Raw genomic sequence first — 14,675 nt, 5'->3', positions numbered from 1 at the left:
GACCTGGTCGGCACCCTGCTGAACATCGGCATCCAGCACGGCCCCGACATCATCGAAGGCATCCTCGACCTGTTCCGGAATCCGTCCAGATAGAACGGCGATCACCGCAGATCGTCACCATACTCCCCCCGCCCACCCTGGTCCGGTCAACAGTTCCGGCACCTTCGACGCGGAGCGGAAGATGGAACCGAAATCAGCGACTTCATATCAGACTTTCAGACCTTCCAGCACCGGCGGAACGGTATTCGAAGACCCGTCGATGCTGCAGAGCCGTACTCTCCTGGAAAGCCTCAACAGGTTTTTGCAGGTGACCGTTCCGCAAAAACCACGGCTCGTGGGAGTGATTCCCGTGGTGCGGGAGGCGGTGCGACTCTATCGGGCCGGGCAGTACCCGGCATCCCTGAAGCTGGCCGAGAACGCCGCAAAGGTGATCAAGCATCTGGGCGAGCCTTTTCCCGACTCTCATGGATAGGCCGTTCCAGCCTGAGCCCGCGGCCCGGAGCCGGTCCGGGCGCATCCGGTACGTGATACACGGCGAGGACCGCGAGCAGTCGATCCGGCTGATCGACGTGGCCCGGTACGTCTCGGAGGATCCCGAGGTGAGGACGGTACGCACAGTCGGGGATCCCGCAGCGCCGAACCTCCTGGTCGTGGAGATGACCGCAGAGTACGCCGAGATCCTGCGACGGAGACTCGGACCGAATTTCACCATCGAACAGGACCTGCCCGTACAGCCTCTCGGCTGAGCGCGACCAGGTCGGACACCCGCAGGAAGGAATGAACGCCGTGGGTGACGAAGAGAAGGACGGCAGTCAGAAGCCGCGACCCCGGCCGCGTGGCCGCGCGAAGCCCCCGTCACGGCCGCGGCTGAACGAGCTGACGTCCCGGCCCCATCGCTACATGATCGCGAGTATCCCGCCGACGCAGCTCGCACCGCTGGGGATAAGCGCGCCGGCCATCAGCTCGTCCGCTCTGCTCAGGATGCTCGAAGACGACCCCGGCGTGAACGTCCTGCGCCGCCTGACGCCGTCGAGCGTCGCTCCCTTCACCGTGGGAGTCGCCTCCATCCCGGAGATCGTGGTCGCCGAGATGGAGGTCGAGCGCGCGAAGATGATGCGCCAGGCGTTCCCCCAGGTGCGCATGGAGGCCGACCGGCTGCTGACCTACACCGGGGCGGTGCTCACTCCGGAAAGGCCGCTCGCCAACGGACTGCTGCAGCCGCTCGGCCATCACCTCACCCTCAGCTTCTTCGTCCAGGACCCCGGCGGGCAGCCGATTCCCGGGGCGATGATCCTGATCACGGGAACCCTCGGCCTCTCCCAGGCGATCACGGGGAACGACGGCCGGGCGTCGGTGACGCTGGTCGGGGAGGTTCCGGAGTCGATCCAGTCCGTGCTGGTCGATCCGCCCGCCAACTACTGGAACGCGAAGGTGAACCAGCCCGCCCTGGTGACCGGGCAGGACAACGTGGTCACCCTGAGACCGCTGTCGGACACCTTCCCCAACTTCCCCCAGCAGCAGATCTTCGGCTGGGGACAGCGCGCCATGTCGCTGGACCGGGTGAGTCCCACGCTGCGGGGGAAGGGGGTGAAGATCGCCATCATCGACTCGGGGGCGGACACCAGGCATCCCCTCCTGCGCGGCCGGATCACCGAGGGAGTCGACCTCGTCGACGACACGGCCCAGGGCTGGTCGGTGGACGTCGTACGGCACGGCTCGCACTGCGCGGGAGTGATCACCGGAGCCGACCGGGGCGAGGGGATCTTCGGCTTCGCCTCCGAAGCGGAGGTGCACGTCTGCAAGATCTTCCCGGGCGGCTACCTGAGCGACTTCGTCGACGCCGTCAACTACTGCACCGACAACCAGATGGACGTCGTGAACCTCAGCCTCGGCACCCCGACCGCCGCCGGGTACGTCGCGGACGCGATCAACACCGCCAGGGCCGCCGGGGTGGCCTGCATCGCGGCGGCCGGCAACACCGGCGGCCCGGTCAACTTCCCCGGCACCATGCCCGCGGTGCTGACGGTGGCGGCCATCGGCAAACTCGACACCTATCCGGACAGCAGTTCCCACGGTGACGAGGTGCTGGAGCCGGTGAGCCCTCATGGCTACTTCGCCGCCCGGTTCTCCTGCTACGGACCCGAGGTCGACGTCTGCGCGCCGGGCGTGGCGATTCTGTCGTCGGTGCCCGACAACGGTTACGCGGTCTGGGACGGAACCTCCATGGCCGCTCCGCACGTGACGGGACTGGCCGCGCTCGTACTCGCCCACAGGGAGGAGTTCAGCAGGGAGTTCGCCCACCGTGACGCCCGCCGGGTGGACCGGCTGTTCGAGATCCTCAAATCGAGCTGCACTCCCCTGGACCTCGGCCAGCCGTACCGGACCGGGGCGGGGATACCCGACGCCCTGCGCGCCCTCGGAGCCGTCCCCACCGCCACCACGCCACAGCCCCCCGACATCCGCCAGCTGCTGGAACAGCTCCTCGCCGCACTGGGCGCGGGCGGGGTCGCCCCCTCCTCGACCCAGCCGACGGTAGCCCCGGCCTCCACCCAACCCGCGGTCGCCCCTGCGCCGGCGGTCACCCTTCCCGACACCCCGCTCACCCAGATGAGCGAGGCCCACGTACGAACCGAACTGAAGCGCCTGGACGAGGAGATGTATACGGCCGGCCTCCAGGGATACGCACCCGACCCACTCCTGTGAAGGCTTCCACCTGAAGTATGGGTGAGCGGAAAGAGCCCTTGATCGCACCTCTGCCGATCAGGGGCTCTTTGCGTCCGCTGGGACCCGCCTTTGTTCGGCCTGTTGGCCGTACAGCCAAAGCCGTCGACAGCGAAGGGCGTCAGTTCGGTTCGTCGGCGGATCCGACGATGGGCGTCATGGCGTGGTGGGCGGGGGTCAGGTTCACCCCGGTGACCCGCGAGGCCAGGACGAGGGCGAGGTCCCTGGTAGTGCGGGTGTCGGGGAGTTCTTCTCCGTTCAGGGGCAGGTTCAGATTCCGCATGTGGAACAGCAGGCGATCGGGGTCGGCGCCTTCTCGGTCGCAGGGAGAATAGGGCTCGAACCTCGTGGTCACCATTCCATCGGCGGTGTGGACGAACTCCTCGTCGATGGTGGTTCCGGCCACCAGCCTGGCCGTCTCTGTTCCCCGAGACAGCGCCTCGGGCATCTGGTGGCAGTGATAGTCGAGCAGAACCGTGCCGCCGTCCGCCGCGTAGGCCTACCCCGACCTCAAACGCGGCCAACGCCGCAGTTTCACCTGGAGCGACTACCGCGACCTGCTCGTGGTCGCCCACGTCCAACTGGCCGCTCCAATCGTGCCGGTCTGGGACAACCTCAACGTCCACCACGACAAACGCCTGCAAGCCTTCATCGACACCTGCGACCGGCTGACCGTCTTCTATCTGCCGACCTACGCACCCGACCTCAACCCGATCGAAACCATCTGGTCGCTGTTGCGGCGCAGCAGCCAGGCCAATCGACACTTCACCGACCCCGACCAGCTTCTGAGCGTCCTACGCCGGGGTCTACGAAAGATCCAATATCGCAGCGACCGCATCAACGGCTGCCTGACAGCAACCGGCCCCATCCTGAGGACATCACGCCCAAAACCTCGTTAACCCCGGTACGGTTCGAGTTGGGCGCGGCTACCTCCCGCGCTTGTCGAGTTAGCCATACCGCAGACACCGTGACGCTTGCTGCCCAGCACCCCCGCCGCTCCGGTAATCCATCCCGTCGAGAAGCCTCATAAAACGGGACAAAACGGGAATGGTGTCCTCAGTGAAGACGCTGATGATCCGTCCCGGGCCCGTCCTCGGTGAGGGCGTACAGGCCGCCGCTCGCCAGGCCGCGCTGTTGTTCGCGCTGGCCGGGCTGCTGGCCTTGGCCGCAAGTGTGCTGCCGTTCAACGAGCCCCCTCTGCTGGGCGGGGTCGCCGCCGCCGCTGTGATCGTTGCTGGACTGGCATGGTGGCTACCGTGGGAGCGTCTGGGCAGGCACGGGCCGTTGCTGTTGTGCGCTCCTGCGCTGGCGTTGCTGGCCACCGCCACCTGGGCCTTCAATGGGGTGGCCGCGGCCACCGCCCCGTTCTTCATGCTGTTGTTCGCCTGGATCGGTCTGCATTTTTCGGTCCGGGCGGTGCTGGCGCTGGCGCTGCCGGCGGCGGTGGCTTACCTGGGCCCGTTGATCGCCGCCGGCCGCGGCCCGCTGGCCCTCAGCGGCGGCGCGGTGTTCATCCCCGCCATGATGGCTATCGGAAGCCTGGTCGCCCGCCAGGTCACCCATCACCGCCGCTCCCGCGCCCAGATCGAGCGGATGGAACGCTGGCGAGCCGCCCTCAGCGCCACCCTGGCCCATGATGTGCGCTCTCCGCTGACCGCAGCGCAGTTTGCCGTGGAGACCTTGGCTGAAGACGGCCCCGCCCTACCGGAAGCTCAGCGCACCGAGATCGCCGCCATGGCGATGCGGCAGATCAACCGCATCCGCCGCCTGGCCGCCGGCCTGCTGGATGCCGAGCGCCTGGACGTCCACGGCAACCTGCGCCTGGAGATGGCCACGGTGGATCTGCGCCGGGCCGCGTGCGAGGCCACCGGCTACCTCAGCGCCCCGGTCACCGTGGAGATCCCCGCCGGCCTGCGGGTGCGGGCCGATCCTGAGCGTCTGGAGCAGATTCTGGTCAACCTGGCCGCCAACGCCATCGGCCACGGGGCACTGCCGGTGGTCATCAGCGCCGAGCCGGACGGAGCCGACCGGGTGGCGGTGCATGTGCGCGATCACGGGACCGGCGTGCCGGCCGACAAATGCGCAGTGTTGTTCTCCCGCTTCAGCGCCGCCGATACCAATCCCGCCTCGGTCGGCCTGGGCTTGTGGATCACTCGGGAACTGGCTCGCGCCCACGGCGGCGATGTCGTCTACCGCCCGGCCACTCCGGGCAGCCGCTTCACCGTCATCCTGCCCGCCGCCGTGGCGGCCCAGGCGCCCACCGGCCCGCAGGCTCCCGCCACCCCGCCCGCGCGCTCCTGAACAGCCCTGCACCGCGTCTGGACCCGGGCCGGTGCCTGCTCCATGGCTGTCACCGCTCGGCCTCGGAGTCGGCGGCCAGGCGCTCTGCGGCCACCGCCGCATCGGGGAAGGTCGCGAACACGGCATGCAGGCCGGTGATGTCCAGCAGCCGTGCCAGCATTCCGGCCGCTCCGGCCAGCGCGAAGGATATCTGGTGAACCTGGCAGCGGTTGTAGACGCCGATCAGCTCACCCAGCCCGATGGAGTCACAAAAGCTCACCTCGGCCACATCCACCACCAGGGCGCGCAGGCCCGGCCGTCCCCACAGGTCGTTCAACTGCCGGCCCAATAGCGGCTCCACGCCGATCGTGAGCTCCCCATGCACCTGAGCGATGACGATTCCGCCGACATGCTCGTGCAGCCGCACGCCGATCGGTGGATCGCCTGGAGAGGAAGGTCGCATACAGACCCCAGTGCATGTGAGGCAAGGCCGTTGCCTGCCCGCCTACCCGCGCAGCTTCCTCTAACGCCCGGAACTATGGGCCATCGGCTGTATCACCTGGTGGCATTGGTTTGGCCCTCTTCACAGCTGCACATCAGCCGGGCGGAGCCGGCCGCCGGCATCAAGACGGTTACCTCCGATCGTCGGCCGGCGCAACCACTACACCCTCAATGTCGAGCGCGGCTTTCGTCATCCGACCGAGGCCGATCTGCCGGTGCGACTGCTCATCGACATCTTCACCCAGCACGACCTGCCCGAGGGACGCACCCCCGAAGGGCGCCACGCCGAACACCGCGGTAGACCCAAGCGCCGACGAACGGCGCACCGCAAACCAGGCGGCACAGCGACCGCAACAAGCGGCCAACATCCCAACACCGTCAGAAGATCGCATCCGGGCGACGACTGGCGGATAAGCGACAGCCGGGAGCCGCTCCTTCTCGTCGTCACTGCTTACCCGCACCAGCCCCGGGTGCCGCCCAGCGGCGAAGTGATCGTCACCCATCCTCCGGCAGCCAGCTCATCCTGAGCAGATGACTCGTCACCTCGTTCGCCGGCCGGCCTCACGCCCCGTCTCGGCCGGCGCCATTTGCGCAAATGCCTCTTCCGTCCGGCCTGAGCGTGACAGCATCGTCACGCAAGGCGAGGGAAAGACCGGTGGGGGTCATGGACGAGCGCCAGATCGCCATACTGATCACGCAGATCCGCAGGGAGTTGATTCAGGCCGGGTTTGTCGCGGATGCGGCCCCGCGCTGCGCACTGAAGGCGGCCTGCAGCTGCGCTATGACCCGGACCGGGGCGTGGTGATCAGCCGGATATCGGCCACCCGGGTGCTGGCCGAAGAGCTGGTCCATCACAGCTCCATCTGCGCGGCGATCCGGCTGGCCCTGGGAGAGGTGTTGACCCGGGCCGGCTACCGGGTCATCTGCGGCCCGTCCCATGGAGAGGTCGTCGTCCAGGTGCCCGCCGAGCCGCCCGCAGCGGTCGACGACTAGTCAGGTCCGGGCAGGCGGCGGTCGGCTTCGGCCGCGAGCTGCTCCTCCACCACCGCACATGATCGATGCCACTGCTCCAGCCGGCGATACTCGGCTTCGGCCGCGTTGTCCGTCTCTGCCTCGGCCAGTCTGCGATAGGCATCGGCGGCGCGGTTGTGGACCGCGGCCAGCTCATGATGATTGTGCCGGGCCAGCGCTTCGGCCATGGCCGTACCCAGAGCCACTTCACCCAAGGCCTGATAGCGGTGATGCTCTACAGGCGGCAGAGGGAAATCATCGGCCGGAAAGCTCCCCGAAGACTGATCCATGCCGGCGCCCCTGCCCCATTGGGGCGATACATAGCCATGCGCGGACATACGTCTTATCGACACCTTTCGCCAATCAAGGCGCTGATAGCGCCTGGGATGTCCATACCGATGCGGCGCCGCCACCCCCGCACCCGTCTTCTGCGGCCTGTCCACTTCGTGGGAATGCAGAGTGCAGAACCTCAGCAGCAAACCAAGATTTTTTGACGTCGTCCTTGGCACTCTCCTCCGGTGGCCGGGGTAGATCCGCCCTGTCCGGAAGATCCCGGCCACCAGTATCGGCATCTGCAGAAAGCATCACCATGCTCAGCAGCTCAACGTCCCAAGGCCGGCCCGAGACTGACGGATCCGCCGCCAGCCGGCGCCTCCGGGCCGGCCACCAGTGCACAGCGGTCCGACCATGATGAGCCCGGCACCGTTGCCCACCGGTGAAGCCGGGCGCCTGGCCGAGCTGACCGACCTGCAGGCCCTGCAGGCGCCGCTGGAGCCGACCTTGACGGCTGTTGCCCAGTTGGCCGCCTCCATCTGCCGTACGCCGATCGCGCTGGTCAACTTGATCGGCGAGCACCTGCAGCACCTGAAGGGGCAGATCGGACTGGACATGGTGGTCATGGATCGCGATATCGCGTTCTGCCCCTATGTCATCTGCGGACGCGAACTGATGCAGGTGCCCGACACCCGAACCGACCCGCGCTTTCACACCGACCCCCTGGTCGCCGGAGATCTCGGAATCCGGTTCTACGCGGGCGTTCCGATCATCAGCAGCCGCGGCCACGCCCTGGGCACGGTGGCCGTGATGGACCGACGTCCACGCCGACTGTCCCCGCCCCAGCAAGCAGCCCTCAGCGCGTTGAGCACCTGCGTGAGCGCCCTGATCGAACAGCGGCACTACAGCCGGCAGGCCGAGCAGGTCACCCGTCGGCTGCAACAGATGGACGACCTCAAACAACTGTTCCTACGCAACGTCAACCACGAGCTGCGCACTCCATTGACCTCGATCCGCTCCTACCTGCACCTGATCCACGATGAGGACGGCCTGGACCCGGCTACCCAGCACCGCTTTCTGGAAGTGATCGAGCGCAACAGCGACCGGCTGCTGGAGAAACTCGACGAGCTGCTGCTGTTGGCCAGTCTCAGCGCCCAGAGCGTGGCCTTTGCCCCCCAATCGGCCGATCTGGTCACCGTGGCGGAGAGCGCCGTCAACGAAGCTCAGACCAAGGCCTGGCACAAACACCACAGCCTGACCGTGTGCGCGCCCGATCCCGTGCCCGCCTGGATCGATGCGACCCGGCTCCACCATGCCCTGGTGCACCTGCTCGACAACGCGATCAAGTTCACCCCCGACGGCGGCCGCATCACCGTGACCGTCAGCGCCGACCCGGTCCCCAGCGTGGCCATCCACGACACCGGCATCGGCATTCCCGATGACCAGGCCGAGCGTGTCTTCGATGACTTCTACCGCACACCGCAGGCCGAGACTCAGGCGATCGGCGGCATCGGGGTAGGCCTGTCCATCGTCAAAAAGATCATCGACTTGCACGGCGGCACCGTGAGTCTGACTTACACCCCTGATGAGGGCACCTGTGTGTATGTGCGACTGCCGGCCCCCCTGGCACAGGCCGCACCGGACTTCCCTCAGTGAATTGAAGCGCACCTCATCTGGCCGCCGTCACCCTGGCGACAGGCTGCATGACCGGTCAGCATTCACGAAGAAGCATCTCCGCGAGCGTCCAGATCGTCTTGACGTGCTTCCTGGCGCTCCTGCGCCGCCCGCTCCCGATGCCAGGACTCATCCCCGAGTCCTTCCTGAGCCGTGCGCTCATGTTGTGCGGCATTCTCGCGATGCGCCCGAGCGGCCCACCGGTAACCCGCACGAGCCTCAACGTCCGCCTGCGCCGCCTCCTGGGCGGCTTGCTCGGCCTGCTCGGCCGCCTGCTGCGCCTGCCGCCGAGTGGAACCGGGCGTCACCTCGCGCGGGAACCGCTCCCGCGTCTCCACCAGCTCTTCGATCCGCTGTCGCACCTGCGCGGCCCGCTCATCGGCCCGTTGCGCACGCTCCCGAGCACGCTGGACCCGTTCCCGCGACTCCTCATTGCGATCAGACACATGCTCGACCATCCCAATGCCATACCCGCCCACCATGTGTGCTCGCTCAAGGAAAGCAAGTCGACGCGGAAAACTTCACCGCGCATTCACCGTGACGAGCCGTAGCGGCTCGCCGCCAACCGGGGAAGGCCGGACATCAACGAAAGAGCCCCTGATCGCATCTCTGCTGATCAGGGGCTCTCTCTGCCGGTGTGGCAGGTGCAGGACTTGAACCTGCGTAGGCTGAGCCGACGGTTTTACAGACCGCTCCCTTTGACCACTCGGGCAACCTGCCGCGTCATCCGCTCGAAGCGGCGACAGGAAGAAGAATAGCGGACTTCCGGACGTGACGTGACATCGGCGGTGATGGGTCGGTGCGGCCCGCCGTACTCGGGCTCAGCTGCGGCGTCGCGGGCGAGGGCCGGCGGGGGTGTGCGGGTGGCGGTGTGGGCGCCGGGCGGGTGGGACGGGCAGGGCGAGGCCGCTTCGGCAGGGCCTTTCCGGGCCTTTCGCCGTGGGAGTTCCGGCGTCGACGATCACCTCACCATGAGCCGATGCACGAGGCGCTATGGTCGGTGGGAGAGTCCAGAGAGGATAGTCGACGCATGGCCGACAGCAGTTTCGACATCGTCAGCAAGATCGACCATCAGGAGGCCGACAACGCGCTGAACCAGACGGTCAAGGAGATCGGGCACCGGTTCGACTTCAAGGGCACCGGCGCGAGCATCGCCTGGTCCGGTGGCCAGAAGGCCGTCGAGATCAGGGCCAACAGCGAAGAGCGCGCCAACGCCGTCCTTGACGTGTTCAAGGAGAAGCTGATCAAGCGGGGTCTCTCGCTCAAGATCCTTGACGCGGACGAGCCCAAGCTCTCCGGCAAGGAGTACCGCCTCCTGATCACCCTCAAGGAGGGCATCGACCAGGAGAACGCCAAGAAGATCTCGAAGATCATCCGGGATGAGGGGCCGAAGGGCGTCAAGGCCCAGATCCAGGGCGACGAGCTGCGGGTGAGTTCCAAGAAGAAGGACGAGCTCCAGGACGTCATCGCCCTGCTCAAGGGCAAGGACCTGGACGTCGCCCTGCAGTTCACGAACTACCGGTAGGCAGGCGGATGGCCGGCACTCCGAGCCGCGGTCACGTGACGCCGCGGCTCCGTGAGGGCACATCCCGGGCACGCGGCCGGGGCAGGGCTTGCCACGTCCCGGCCACTCGCCCGCCTGGCCTCCCTTCCGCCTGGCCTCCCTTCTGCCGGGCCTCCCTTCCGACGAACCGCGGCGTCGCCTTTGACGGATCGCGGCCTCTCCCGCCGCAGACACGGTGCGGAACGCTGTCAGGAGACCTGCGCCGCCGGAGCCGTCCAGGTGTTGCACGCCCCCGGTGACACGCTCACGAAGCCCCGTTTCAGCCAGGCGACCCTGTTCCTGCCGCTTCCGTGACTCCGTGACCCCAACGTGTCGTCGCCACTGTCCCCGACGACGCCCAGGAGCCGCTTCCACTGCGTGCCGGTGCGCTTCTGGGAGCGCCAGACGCTGCCCAGGAAGACGCCGGCCAGGCAGTCGGCCTGGAGCTCGTAGCGGCGGTTCCGCTCCCGGCTCCCCTGCGTCCCCCCGGCGCGCATGGTCGAGTAGACCGCCCACATTCCGGCGCGGTTCTGGACGTGGTGCGCGTACTCGTGGGCGAGCAGATGCAGGGTCACGAGGTTGGCGGGGTCCTGCTGGGCGCTCTCGCCGGCGAGGACGTAGATCCACTGGTACTGGTTGCAGTAACGGCCGGTGGAGGGCGCCTTCCACTCCTTCCCGCAGATCGGGCACCGCTTCGTCATGATCCCGATGCCCGGCCTGCCGAACGGCAGCCCGGCCCGCCCCATGTACGCCGACCAGGAGGCGTCGAGGCAGCGCGTAACCGCCAGCAGGTACCGCTCGGCCGCCTCGGCGCCACGGCCGGTGGGCCGTTCCGGGCAGGGGACGGCCAGCGTGCCGGGACCGTAGAGCGGGTTCCGGGTGAGGGCTTCGACTCCGGTGGGCACGGGCCCGGCAGCCCGCCGCACGACACCCGCATCGGCCCGTCGCACGACACCCGCATCGGCCCGCCGTACGACACCCGCGTCGGCCGTCCCCGCGGCGAGCAGGCATGTCAGCCCGGCCGACGACAGAACCACCAGGGGCCTCCACATGGAACCGCACCTTACGAGCACGGGACCGAGAAAGGCGGATGAACCCGGCATTCTCCGGACACTCCGCCTCCGGACCTCCGGATTCACGGGCACGCCATCCCCAATCCCCGGGTACCCCCGCAGGCGATCACCACCGCCGACTGGCCCAACCGACCCGCGACCTCCCCGTACGGCGGGCTCCGTGGCCGATTCGTGACGCAACCTTTCACACCCGCCCCGCATCTACCCAGGTGACGAAAGGATTCCGCGATGAACCCGAGCACTTTCGCGCGCGGGCTGGGCGCCCTCACCCTCACCGCCGCCGCAGCCGCCACCGTTGCCGCCGGTCCGGCGCAGGCGAATACGGGAGCCGCCTCCGCCGACACCGTCCGGTACGCCTGGACCAAGAGCTGTCAGAAGAAGGACTACACGGTCCCCTGCGGCCACTGGACGCTGACCATGCGCAGCGGCAAGACCATCAAGCTGACCGACGCGCGCACCCACCCTGTGGACAAGAAGGGAAAAGTGGACAAGGGGAGCGCCACCATTTTCGCGATCAGCGGCGACGGGCGCGTCGTGAACTACTTCAAGGGCGACAAGCTGGTCGTCCGCGACGTGAACACCGGCAAGGTCCGGCCCCTGCCGGGCGCGGCGGCCATCCTCCCCAAGGGGCTGGGCATGGACAACATCGACACGACGCTCTCCCCCGACGGCTCGATCGTCGTGATCGACTATTTCGACGACAAGGACAAGCTGCCGAGTCTGGTCGCCAACGTGAAGACCGGCAAGGTCATCAAGCTGTCCGCCAAGTACGCCGTGCTGAGCTTCAGTCCCGACGGGGAGCACCTGCTCACCAGCCGGTACACCGATGACAACACCACCGAGTTCGTGGTCTTCGACGCCGCGGGCGAGAAGACGGACAGCCAGGTCGTCCCGCAGATCGTGTCGAACAACGCCCCGATCGCGCTGGCCGACGACGGCAACACGGTCGCGGTGGTCATCACCGGCGGGTCGGGCAAGACCAGCCTGCGCGCCTACGACCTGGCCGCCGACACCGTCTCCGAGGCGGTCCCGCTCGGCATTCCCAAGAAGGAGAGCTCGCAGCGGCTCTTCTGGAACCCCTCGGGCGCCCTCACGCTCTGGACCGCTTTGACCGACACGGAAGGCGACGTCACCGCCGCCGTCAAGCGGACCGTCGACGCCGACAGCGGCGCCACCCGCAAGCTGGACTCCTTCAAGATCAAGGGCAATACGTGGAGCTGGTGGCTGCCCGGCGAATGACCACCAACTATCTTCCCTTCTATGGGGAAAATCTATGACAGGATCGACGACCGGCTGCGCACGTTCATTCAGGCGCAGCCGGTCTACTTCGTGGCGACCGCGCCCGAGCGGGGCGGCCACGTCAACCTCTCTCCCAAGGGGTACCCCGACACCTTCGCCGTCGTCGACGACACCACGGTCGCCTACCTCGACCTCGACGGCAGCGGTGTGGAGACCATCTCCCACATCCGCCAGAACGGCCGCATCACGGTCATGTTCTGCGCCTTCTCCGGTCCGCCCAAGATCCTGCGTCTGTACGGCACCGGCCGCGTCGTCGTCCCGGACGACCCCGGGTTCCAGGACCTGATCAAGCTGTTCGGCTCGCATCCCGGAGTGCGGTCGATCATCGTGGTCGACTGCGAGCGCATCGCCGACTCGTGCGGCTACGCCGTACCCTTCATGTCCTTCGACCAGGAGCGCACCCTGCTGGACGAGTGGGCCGGGCGCAAGGACACCCAGGCCCGGCGCGCCTACCGGGCCAAGAAGAACCGCGAGAGCATCGACGGCATCCCCGGCCTCTCCGCCGACGAGACCGACCCGGTGGGCCAGCACTCCTAAGGAGGGTTCCAACCCCGGCGGCCCTCTCCCGCGTTGGTAACGGGGGAGAGGAGACCGCATGGACCGTTATGACGGCTTCCGTGAGTTCGTACGGGCCCGCCAGCAGTCGCTGATCCGGACCGCGTACCTGCTCACGGGAGACGCCCACCTTGCCGAGGATCTGCTGCAGAGCGTTCTCGTCAAGGTCGCCGGGCAGTGGCCCAAGCTGCTGCGGAACGGCAACCCGGAGGCGTACACCCGCAAGGCGCTGATCAACCAGCACATCTCCTGGCGACGGCGGATCCGCAGGGAACTGCCCAGCGCCGACCCGCCGGAGTACGGCCGCTCCCACGACGACTCCACGATCGACCGGATCGTCCTGCGCCAGGCCCTCCTGCGGCTGACCCCCCGGCAGCGCGCCGTGATCGTCCTGCGCTTCTACGAGGACCGCACCGAACGTGAGACGGCCGAGCTGCTGAACTGCTCGCTCGGCACCGTCAAGAGCCAGACCCACCACGCGCTGGGACGTCTGCGCGTGCTCGCACCCGAACTGGCGCACCTGCTCACCGAGGCCGACGCTCAGGAGGTGAACCGATGACCCGCCTGCACGACACGCTGCACCGGATCGCGGACGAGGCACCGGCCGTGGACCTCGCCGACCGGGCGGTCCGCGGGAGCCGGCGCAGGCGGCGCAGGAGGACGGCGCTGGCGGCCGTCGCAGCGGTCATCGCCGGCGGTCTGGCGGTGGGCGGGGGCACGGGCCTGCTGCCGTTCCGCCCGGCGCACGACACGGTCGCCTCGCCGGTGAACCCGCGGAGCTGGGAGATCGAGTCGTCGCCCCTGCCGGACAGCGGGGTCGGCCCGCTCGCCTACGCGTACCCGACCTCGTGCCCCGACAGGGACGCACCGCCGGACTGCGAGTCCGGCGCCTGGCGGGTGGTGACCCGGGACGGCGAGACCTACGACGTCCCCCAGGCCCTGGGCCTCGACTCCGGCGGCGAGATCCGCGGCCCGTTGACGATCACTCCGGACGGCCGGTTCATGGCCTACTACAGCCGCCGGGACGGGACCTTCAAGGTCCGCGACCTGGAGAGCGGCAAGGAGCTCACCGCCCCGTCGAAGGTGGAGAAGGAACAGCTGAACGGGGAGGTCTTCCTGCGGCTGTCCGACGACGGGCGCCATCTGGCGGTCACCGTCTTCGGTTCGAGCAAGAGGCTCGCGGTCTCGATCGACATGCGCAACGGCCGGACCACGGGCCTCCCCTCCGGCTGGATGCCCGTGAGCGTCGCGAACGACGGTGATCCGATCACAGTGGTCGACTGGACGGACACCTCGTCCACGGTCCGGTTGATCTCCCCGCGCGGTGATGGTCCCGCGTACGTCATTCCGGAGTACGGCCAGCGGTTCAGCGCGCTCTCACCCGACGGACGGACCATCGTCAAGATCGGTATGACACGGAACGGTGACGGACCCCTCGACGAGGACGGCACCCTCGGCGTCTACGACACCGTCGAGAAGAGCTGGAGCAAGGTCGAGATCCGGGGCCTGCCCGACGACACCGTCGCCCTGCGCCTGGGACACTGGCTCGACGGCACCACGGTCACGGCCTGGACCGTCGTGTCCGCGGACGGCCACCGGCAGGACGACGACACGACGACCGTCCACGCGGTGGACATCACCACCGGTCAGGCCCGCCTGCTGCGCACCTATCCCTTCCCCGACGTGGTGGTCCCCGGAATGGTCCAGTGACGACTCCCGGCCTCCTCCCGGGAGGTACGGCCCGC

At 68.0% G+C, this 14,675-nt stretch carries 19 protein-coding genes and 1 tRNA gene; 14 read left to right on the top strand and 6 right to left on the bottom strand.

Annotation, left to right across the window (positions count from 1 at the left end; genetic code table 11):
- The first annotated feature begins 181 nt into the window (after window positions 1–181).
- From Psi01_RS08470 to Psi01_RS08460, 3 genes are all read left to right on the top strand, one after another.
- On the top strand, window positions 182–472 hold the full coding sequence (locus tag Psi01_RS08470; protein ID WP_204063376.1) for a hypothetical protein: 291 nt from the start codon (window positions 182–184) through the stop codon (window positions 470–472).
- Window positions 473–524: 52 nt separating this feature from the next.
- A complete protein-coding gene (locus Psi01_RS08465; RefSeq protein WP_204063375.1) occupies window positions 525–746 on the top strand; it encodes a hypothetical protein in 222 nt (73 codons plus the stop codon).
- A 154-nt stretch (window positions 747–900) separates the two neighbouring features.
- Window positions 901–2,703 carry a S8 family peptidase gene (locus tag Psi01_RS08460; protein ID WP_204063374.1) on the top strand — a complete coding sequence of 601 codons (1,803 nt, stop codon included), beginning with the start codon at window positions 901–903 and terminating at the stop codon, window positions 2,701–2,703.
- 139 nt (window positions 2,704–2,842) lie between these two features.
- Here the strand turns inward: Psi01_RS08460 and Psi01_RS08455 are convergent, their stop codons facing one another.
- Window positions 2,843–3,169 carry a DUF6461 domain-containing protein gene (locus Psi01_RS08455; protein WP_204063373.1) on the bottom strand — a complete coding sequence of 109 codons (327 nt, stop codon included), beginning with the start codon at window positions 3,167–3,169 and terminating at the stop codon, window positions 2,843–2,845.
- A gap of 115 nt (window positions 3,170–3,284) precedes the next feature.
- Here Psi01_RS08455 and Psi01_RS08450 point away from each other — a divergent pair, with 115 nt between their 5' ends.
- Together Psi01_RS08450 and Psi01_RS08445 are read left to right on the top strand one after the other, a co-directional pair.
- Window positions 3,285–3,620: a transposase gene (locus Psi01_RS08450; protein WP_204063372.1), complete on the top strand. Its 336-nt coding sequence runs from the start codon at window positions 3,285–3,287 to the stop codon at window positions 3,618–3,620.
- Window positions 3,621–3,780: 160 nt separating this feature from the next.
- Window positions 3,781–5,022 (top strand): sensor histidine kinase, encoded by a 1,242-nt coding sequence (locus tag Psi01_RS08445; RefSeq protein ID WP_204063371.1) that lies wholly within the window; start codon window positions 3,781–3,783, stop codon window positions 5,020–5,022.
- Window positions 5,023–5,071: 49 nt separating this feature from the next.
- Here Psi01_RS08445 and Psi01_RS08440 read toward each other — a convergent pair whose 3' ends face one another.
- On the bottom strand, window positions 5,072–5,428 hold the full coding sequence (locus tag Psi01_RS08440; RefSeq protein ID WP_204063370.1) for an STAS domain-containing protein: 357 nt from the start codon (window positions 5,426–5,428) through the stop codon (window positions 5,072–5,074).
- Window positions 5,429–5,633: 205 nt separating this feature from the next.
- A complete protein-coding gene (locus tag Psi01_RS08435) occupies window positions 5,634–6,005 on the bottom strand; it encodes a hypothetical protein (RefSeq protein WP_204063369.1) in 372 nt (123 codons plus the stop codon).
- Between the two features lie 161 nt (window positions 6,006–6,166).
- Here Psi01_RS08435 and Psi01_RS08430 point away from each other — a divergent pair, with 161 nt between their 5' ends.
- Window positions 6,167–6,307, top strand: a complete 141-nt coding sequence (locus Psi01_RS08430) for a hypothetical protein (protein ID WP_204063368.1) — start codon at window positions 6,167–6,169, stop codon at window positions 6,305–6,307.
- Window positions 6,301–6,495: a hypothetical protein gene (locus Psi01_RS08425; RefSeq protein WP_204063367.1), complete on the top strand. Its 195-nt coding sequence runs from the start codon at window positions 6,301–6,303 to the stop codon at window positions 6,493–6,495. Before Psi01_RS08430 ends, Psi01_RS08425 begins: the two co-directional genes overlap by 7 nt.
- Here Psi01_RS08425 and Psi01_RS08420 read toward each other — a convergent pair.
- Complete coding sequence (locus Psi01_RS08420) at window positions 6,492–6,803, bottom strand: hypothetical protein (RefSeq protein ID WP_204063366.1); 312 nt, start codon at window positions 6,801–6,803, stop codon at window positions 6,492–6,494. The genes Psi01_RS08425 and Psi01_RS08420 overlap by 4 nt on opposite strands.
- A 397-nt stretch (window positions 6,804–7,200) precedes the next feature.
- Here Psi01_RS08420 and Psi01_RS08415 point away from each other — a divergent pair, with 397 nt between their 5' ends.
- Both Psi01_RS08415 and Psi01_RS08410 read left to right on the top strand, forming a co-directional pair.
- Window positions 7,201–8,442 (top strand): GAF domain-containing sensor histidine kinase, encoded by a 1,242-nt coding sequence (locus tag Psi01_RS08415; protein ID WP_204063365.1) that lies wholly within the window; start codon window positions 7,201–7,203, stop codon window positions 8,440–8,442.
- A gap of 47 nt (window positions 8,443–8,489) precedes the next feature.
- Entirely contained in the window at window positions 8,490–9,011 is a 522-nt protein-coding gene (locus Psi01_RS08410) for a hypothetical protein (RefSeq protein ID WP_204063364.1), read from the top strand.
- An 87-nt stretch (window positions 9,012–9,098) separates the two neighbouring features.
- On the opposite strand, the gene Psi01_RS08405 is transcribed toward Psi01_RS08410, so the two are convergent.
- A tRNA-Tyr gene (locus tag Psi01_RS08405) sits at window positions 9,099–9,180 on the bottom strand.
- Between the two features lie 310 nt (window positions 9,181–9,490).
- Between Psi01_RS08405 and Psi01_RS08400 the strand changes: the two genes are divergently transcribed.
- Window positions 9,491–9,985: a YajQ family cyclic di-GMP-binding protein gene (locus Psi01_RS08400; protein WP_204063363.1), complete on the top strand. Its 495-nt coding sequence runs from the start codon at window positions 9,491–9,493 to the stop codon at window positions 9,983–9,985.
- Window positions 9,986–10,212: 227 nt separating this feature from the next.
- Here the strand turns inward: Psi01_RS08400 and Psi01_RS08395 are convergent, their stop codons facing one another.
- Entirely contained in the window at window positions 10,213–11,040 is an 828-nt protein-coding gene (locus Psi01_RS08395) for a neutral zinc metallopeptidase (RefSeq protein ID WP_204063362.1), read from the bottom strand.
- A 264-nt stretch (window positions 11,041–11,304) separates the two neighbouring features.
- Here Psi01_RS08395 and Psi01_RS08390 point away from each other — a divergent pair, with 264 nt between their 5' ends.
- Genes Psi01_RS08390 through Psi01_RS08375 form a run of 4 tightly spaced genes read left to right on the top strand, consistent with a single transcriptional unit; the run spans window position 11,305 to window position 14,640 of the window.
- The gene (locus Psi01_RS08390; RefSeq protein WP_204063361.1) at window positions 11,305–12,315 is read left to right on the top strand and encodes a TolB family protein; all 1,011 of its coding nucleotides are present in this window, start codon (window positions 11,305–11,307) and stop codon (window positions 12,313–12,315) included.
- Window positions 12,316–12,336: 21 nt separating this feature from the next.
- The gene (locus tag Psi01_RS08385; protein WP_204063360.1) at window positions 12,337–12,912 is read left to right on the top strand and encodes a pyridoxamine 5'-phosphate oxidase family protein; all 576 of its coding nucleotides are present in this window, start codon (window positions 12,337–12,339) and stop codon (window positions 12,910–12,912) included.
- A 58-nt stretch (window positions 12,913–12,970) separates the two neighbouring features.
- Window positions 12,971–13,489, top strand: coding sequence for a SigE family RNA polymerase sigma factor (locus tag Psi01_RS08380; RefSeq protein WP_204063359.1), 519 nt, complete (start codon window positions 12,971–12,973; stop codon window positions 13,487–13,489).
- Window positions 13,486–14,640: a WD40 repeat domain-containing protein gene (locus tag Psi01_RS08375; protein ID WP_204063358.1), complete on the top strand. Its 1,155-nt coding sequence runs from the start codon at window positions 13,486–13,488 to the stop codon at window positions 14,638–14,640. The genes Psi01_RS08380 and Psi01_RS08375 overlap by 4 nt, the downstream gene beginning before the upstream one ends.
- The last annotated feature ends 35 nt before the right edge of the window (window positions 14,641–14,675 follow it).

Origin of the sequence: Paraplanobispora siamensis (assembly GCF_016863175.1) — a bacterium.
Taxonomy (GTDB): domain Bacteria; phylum Actinomycetota; class Actinomycetes; order Streptosporangiales; family Streptosporangiaceae; genus Planobispora; species Planobispora siamensis.
The sequence above is the reverse complement of the archived record's forward strand: the minus strand, read 5'-3'. Positions and strand labels throughout refer to the sequence as shown.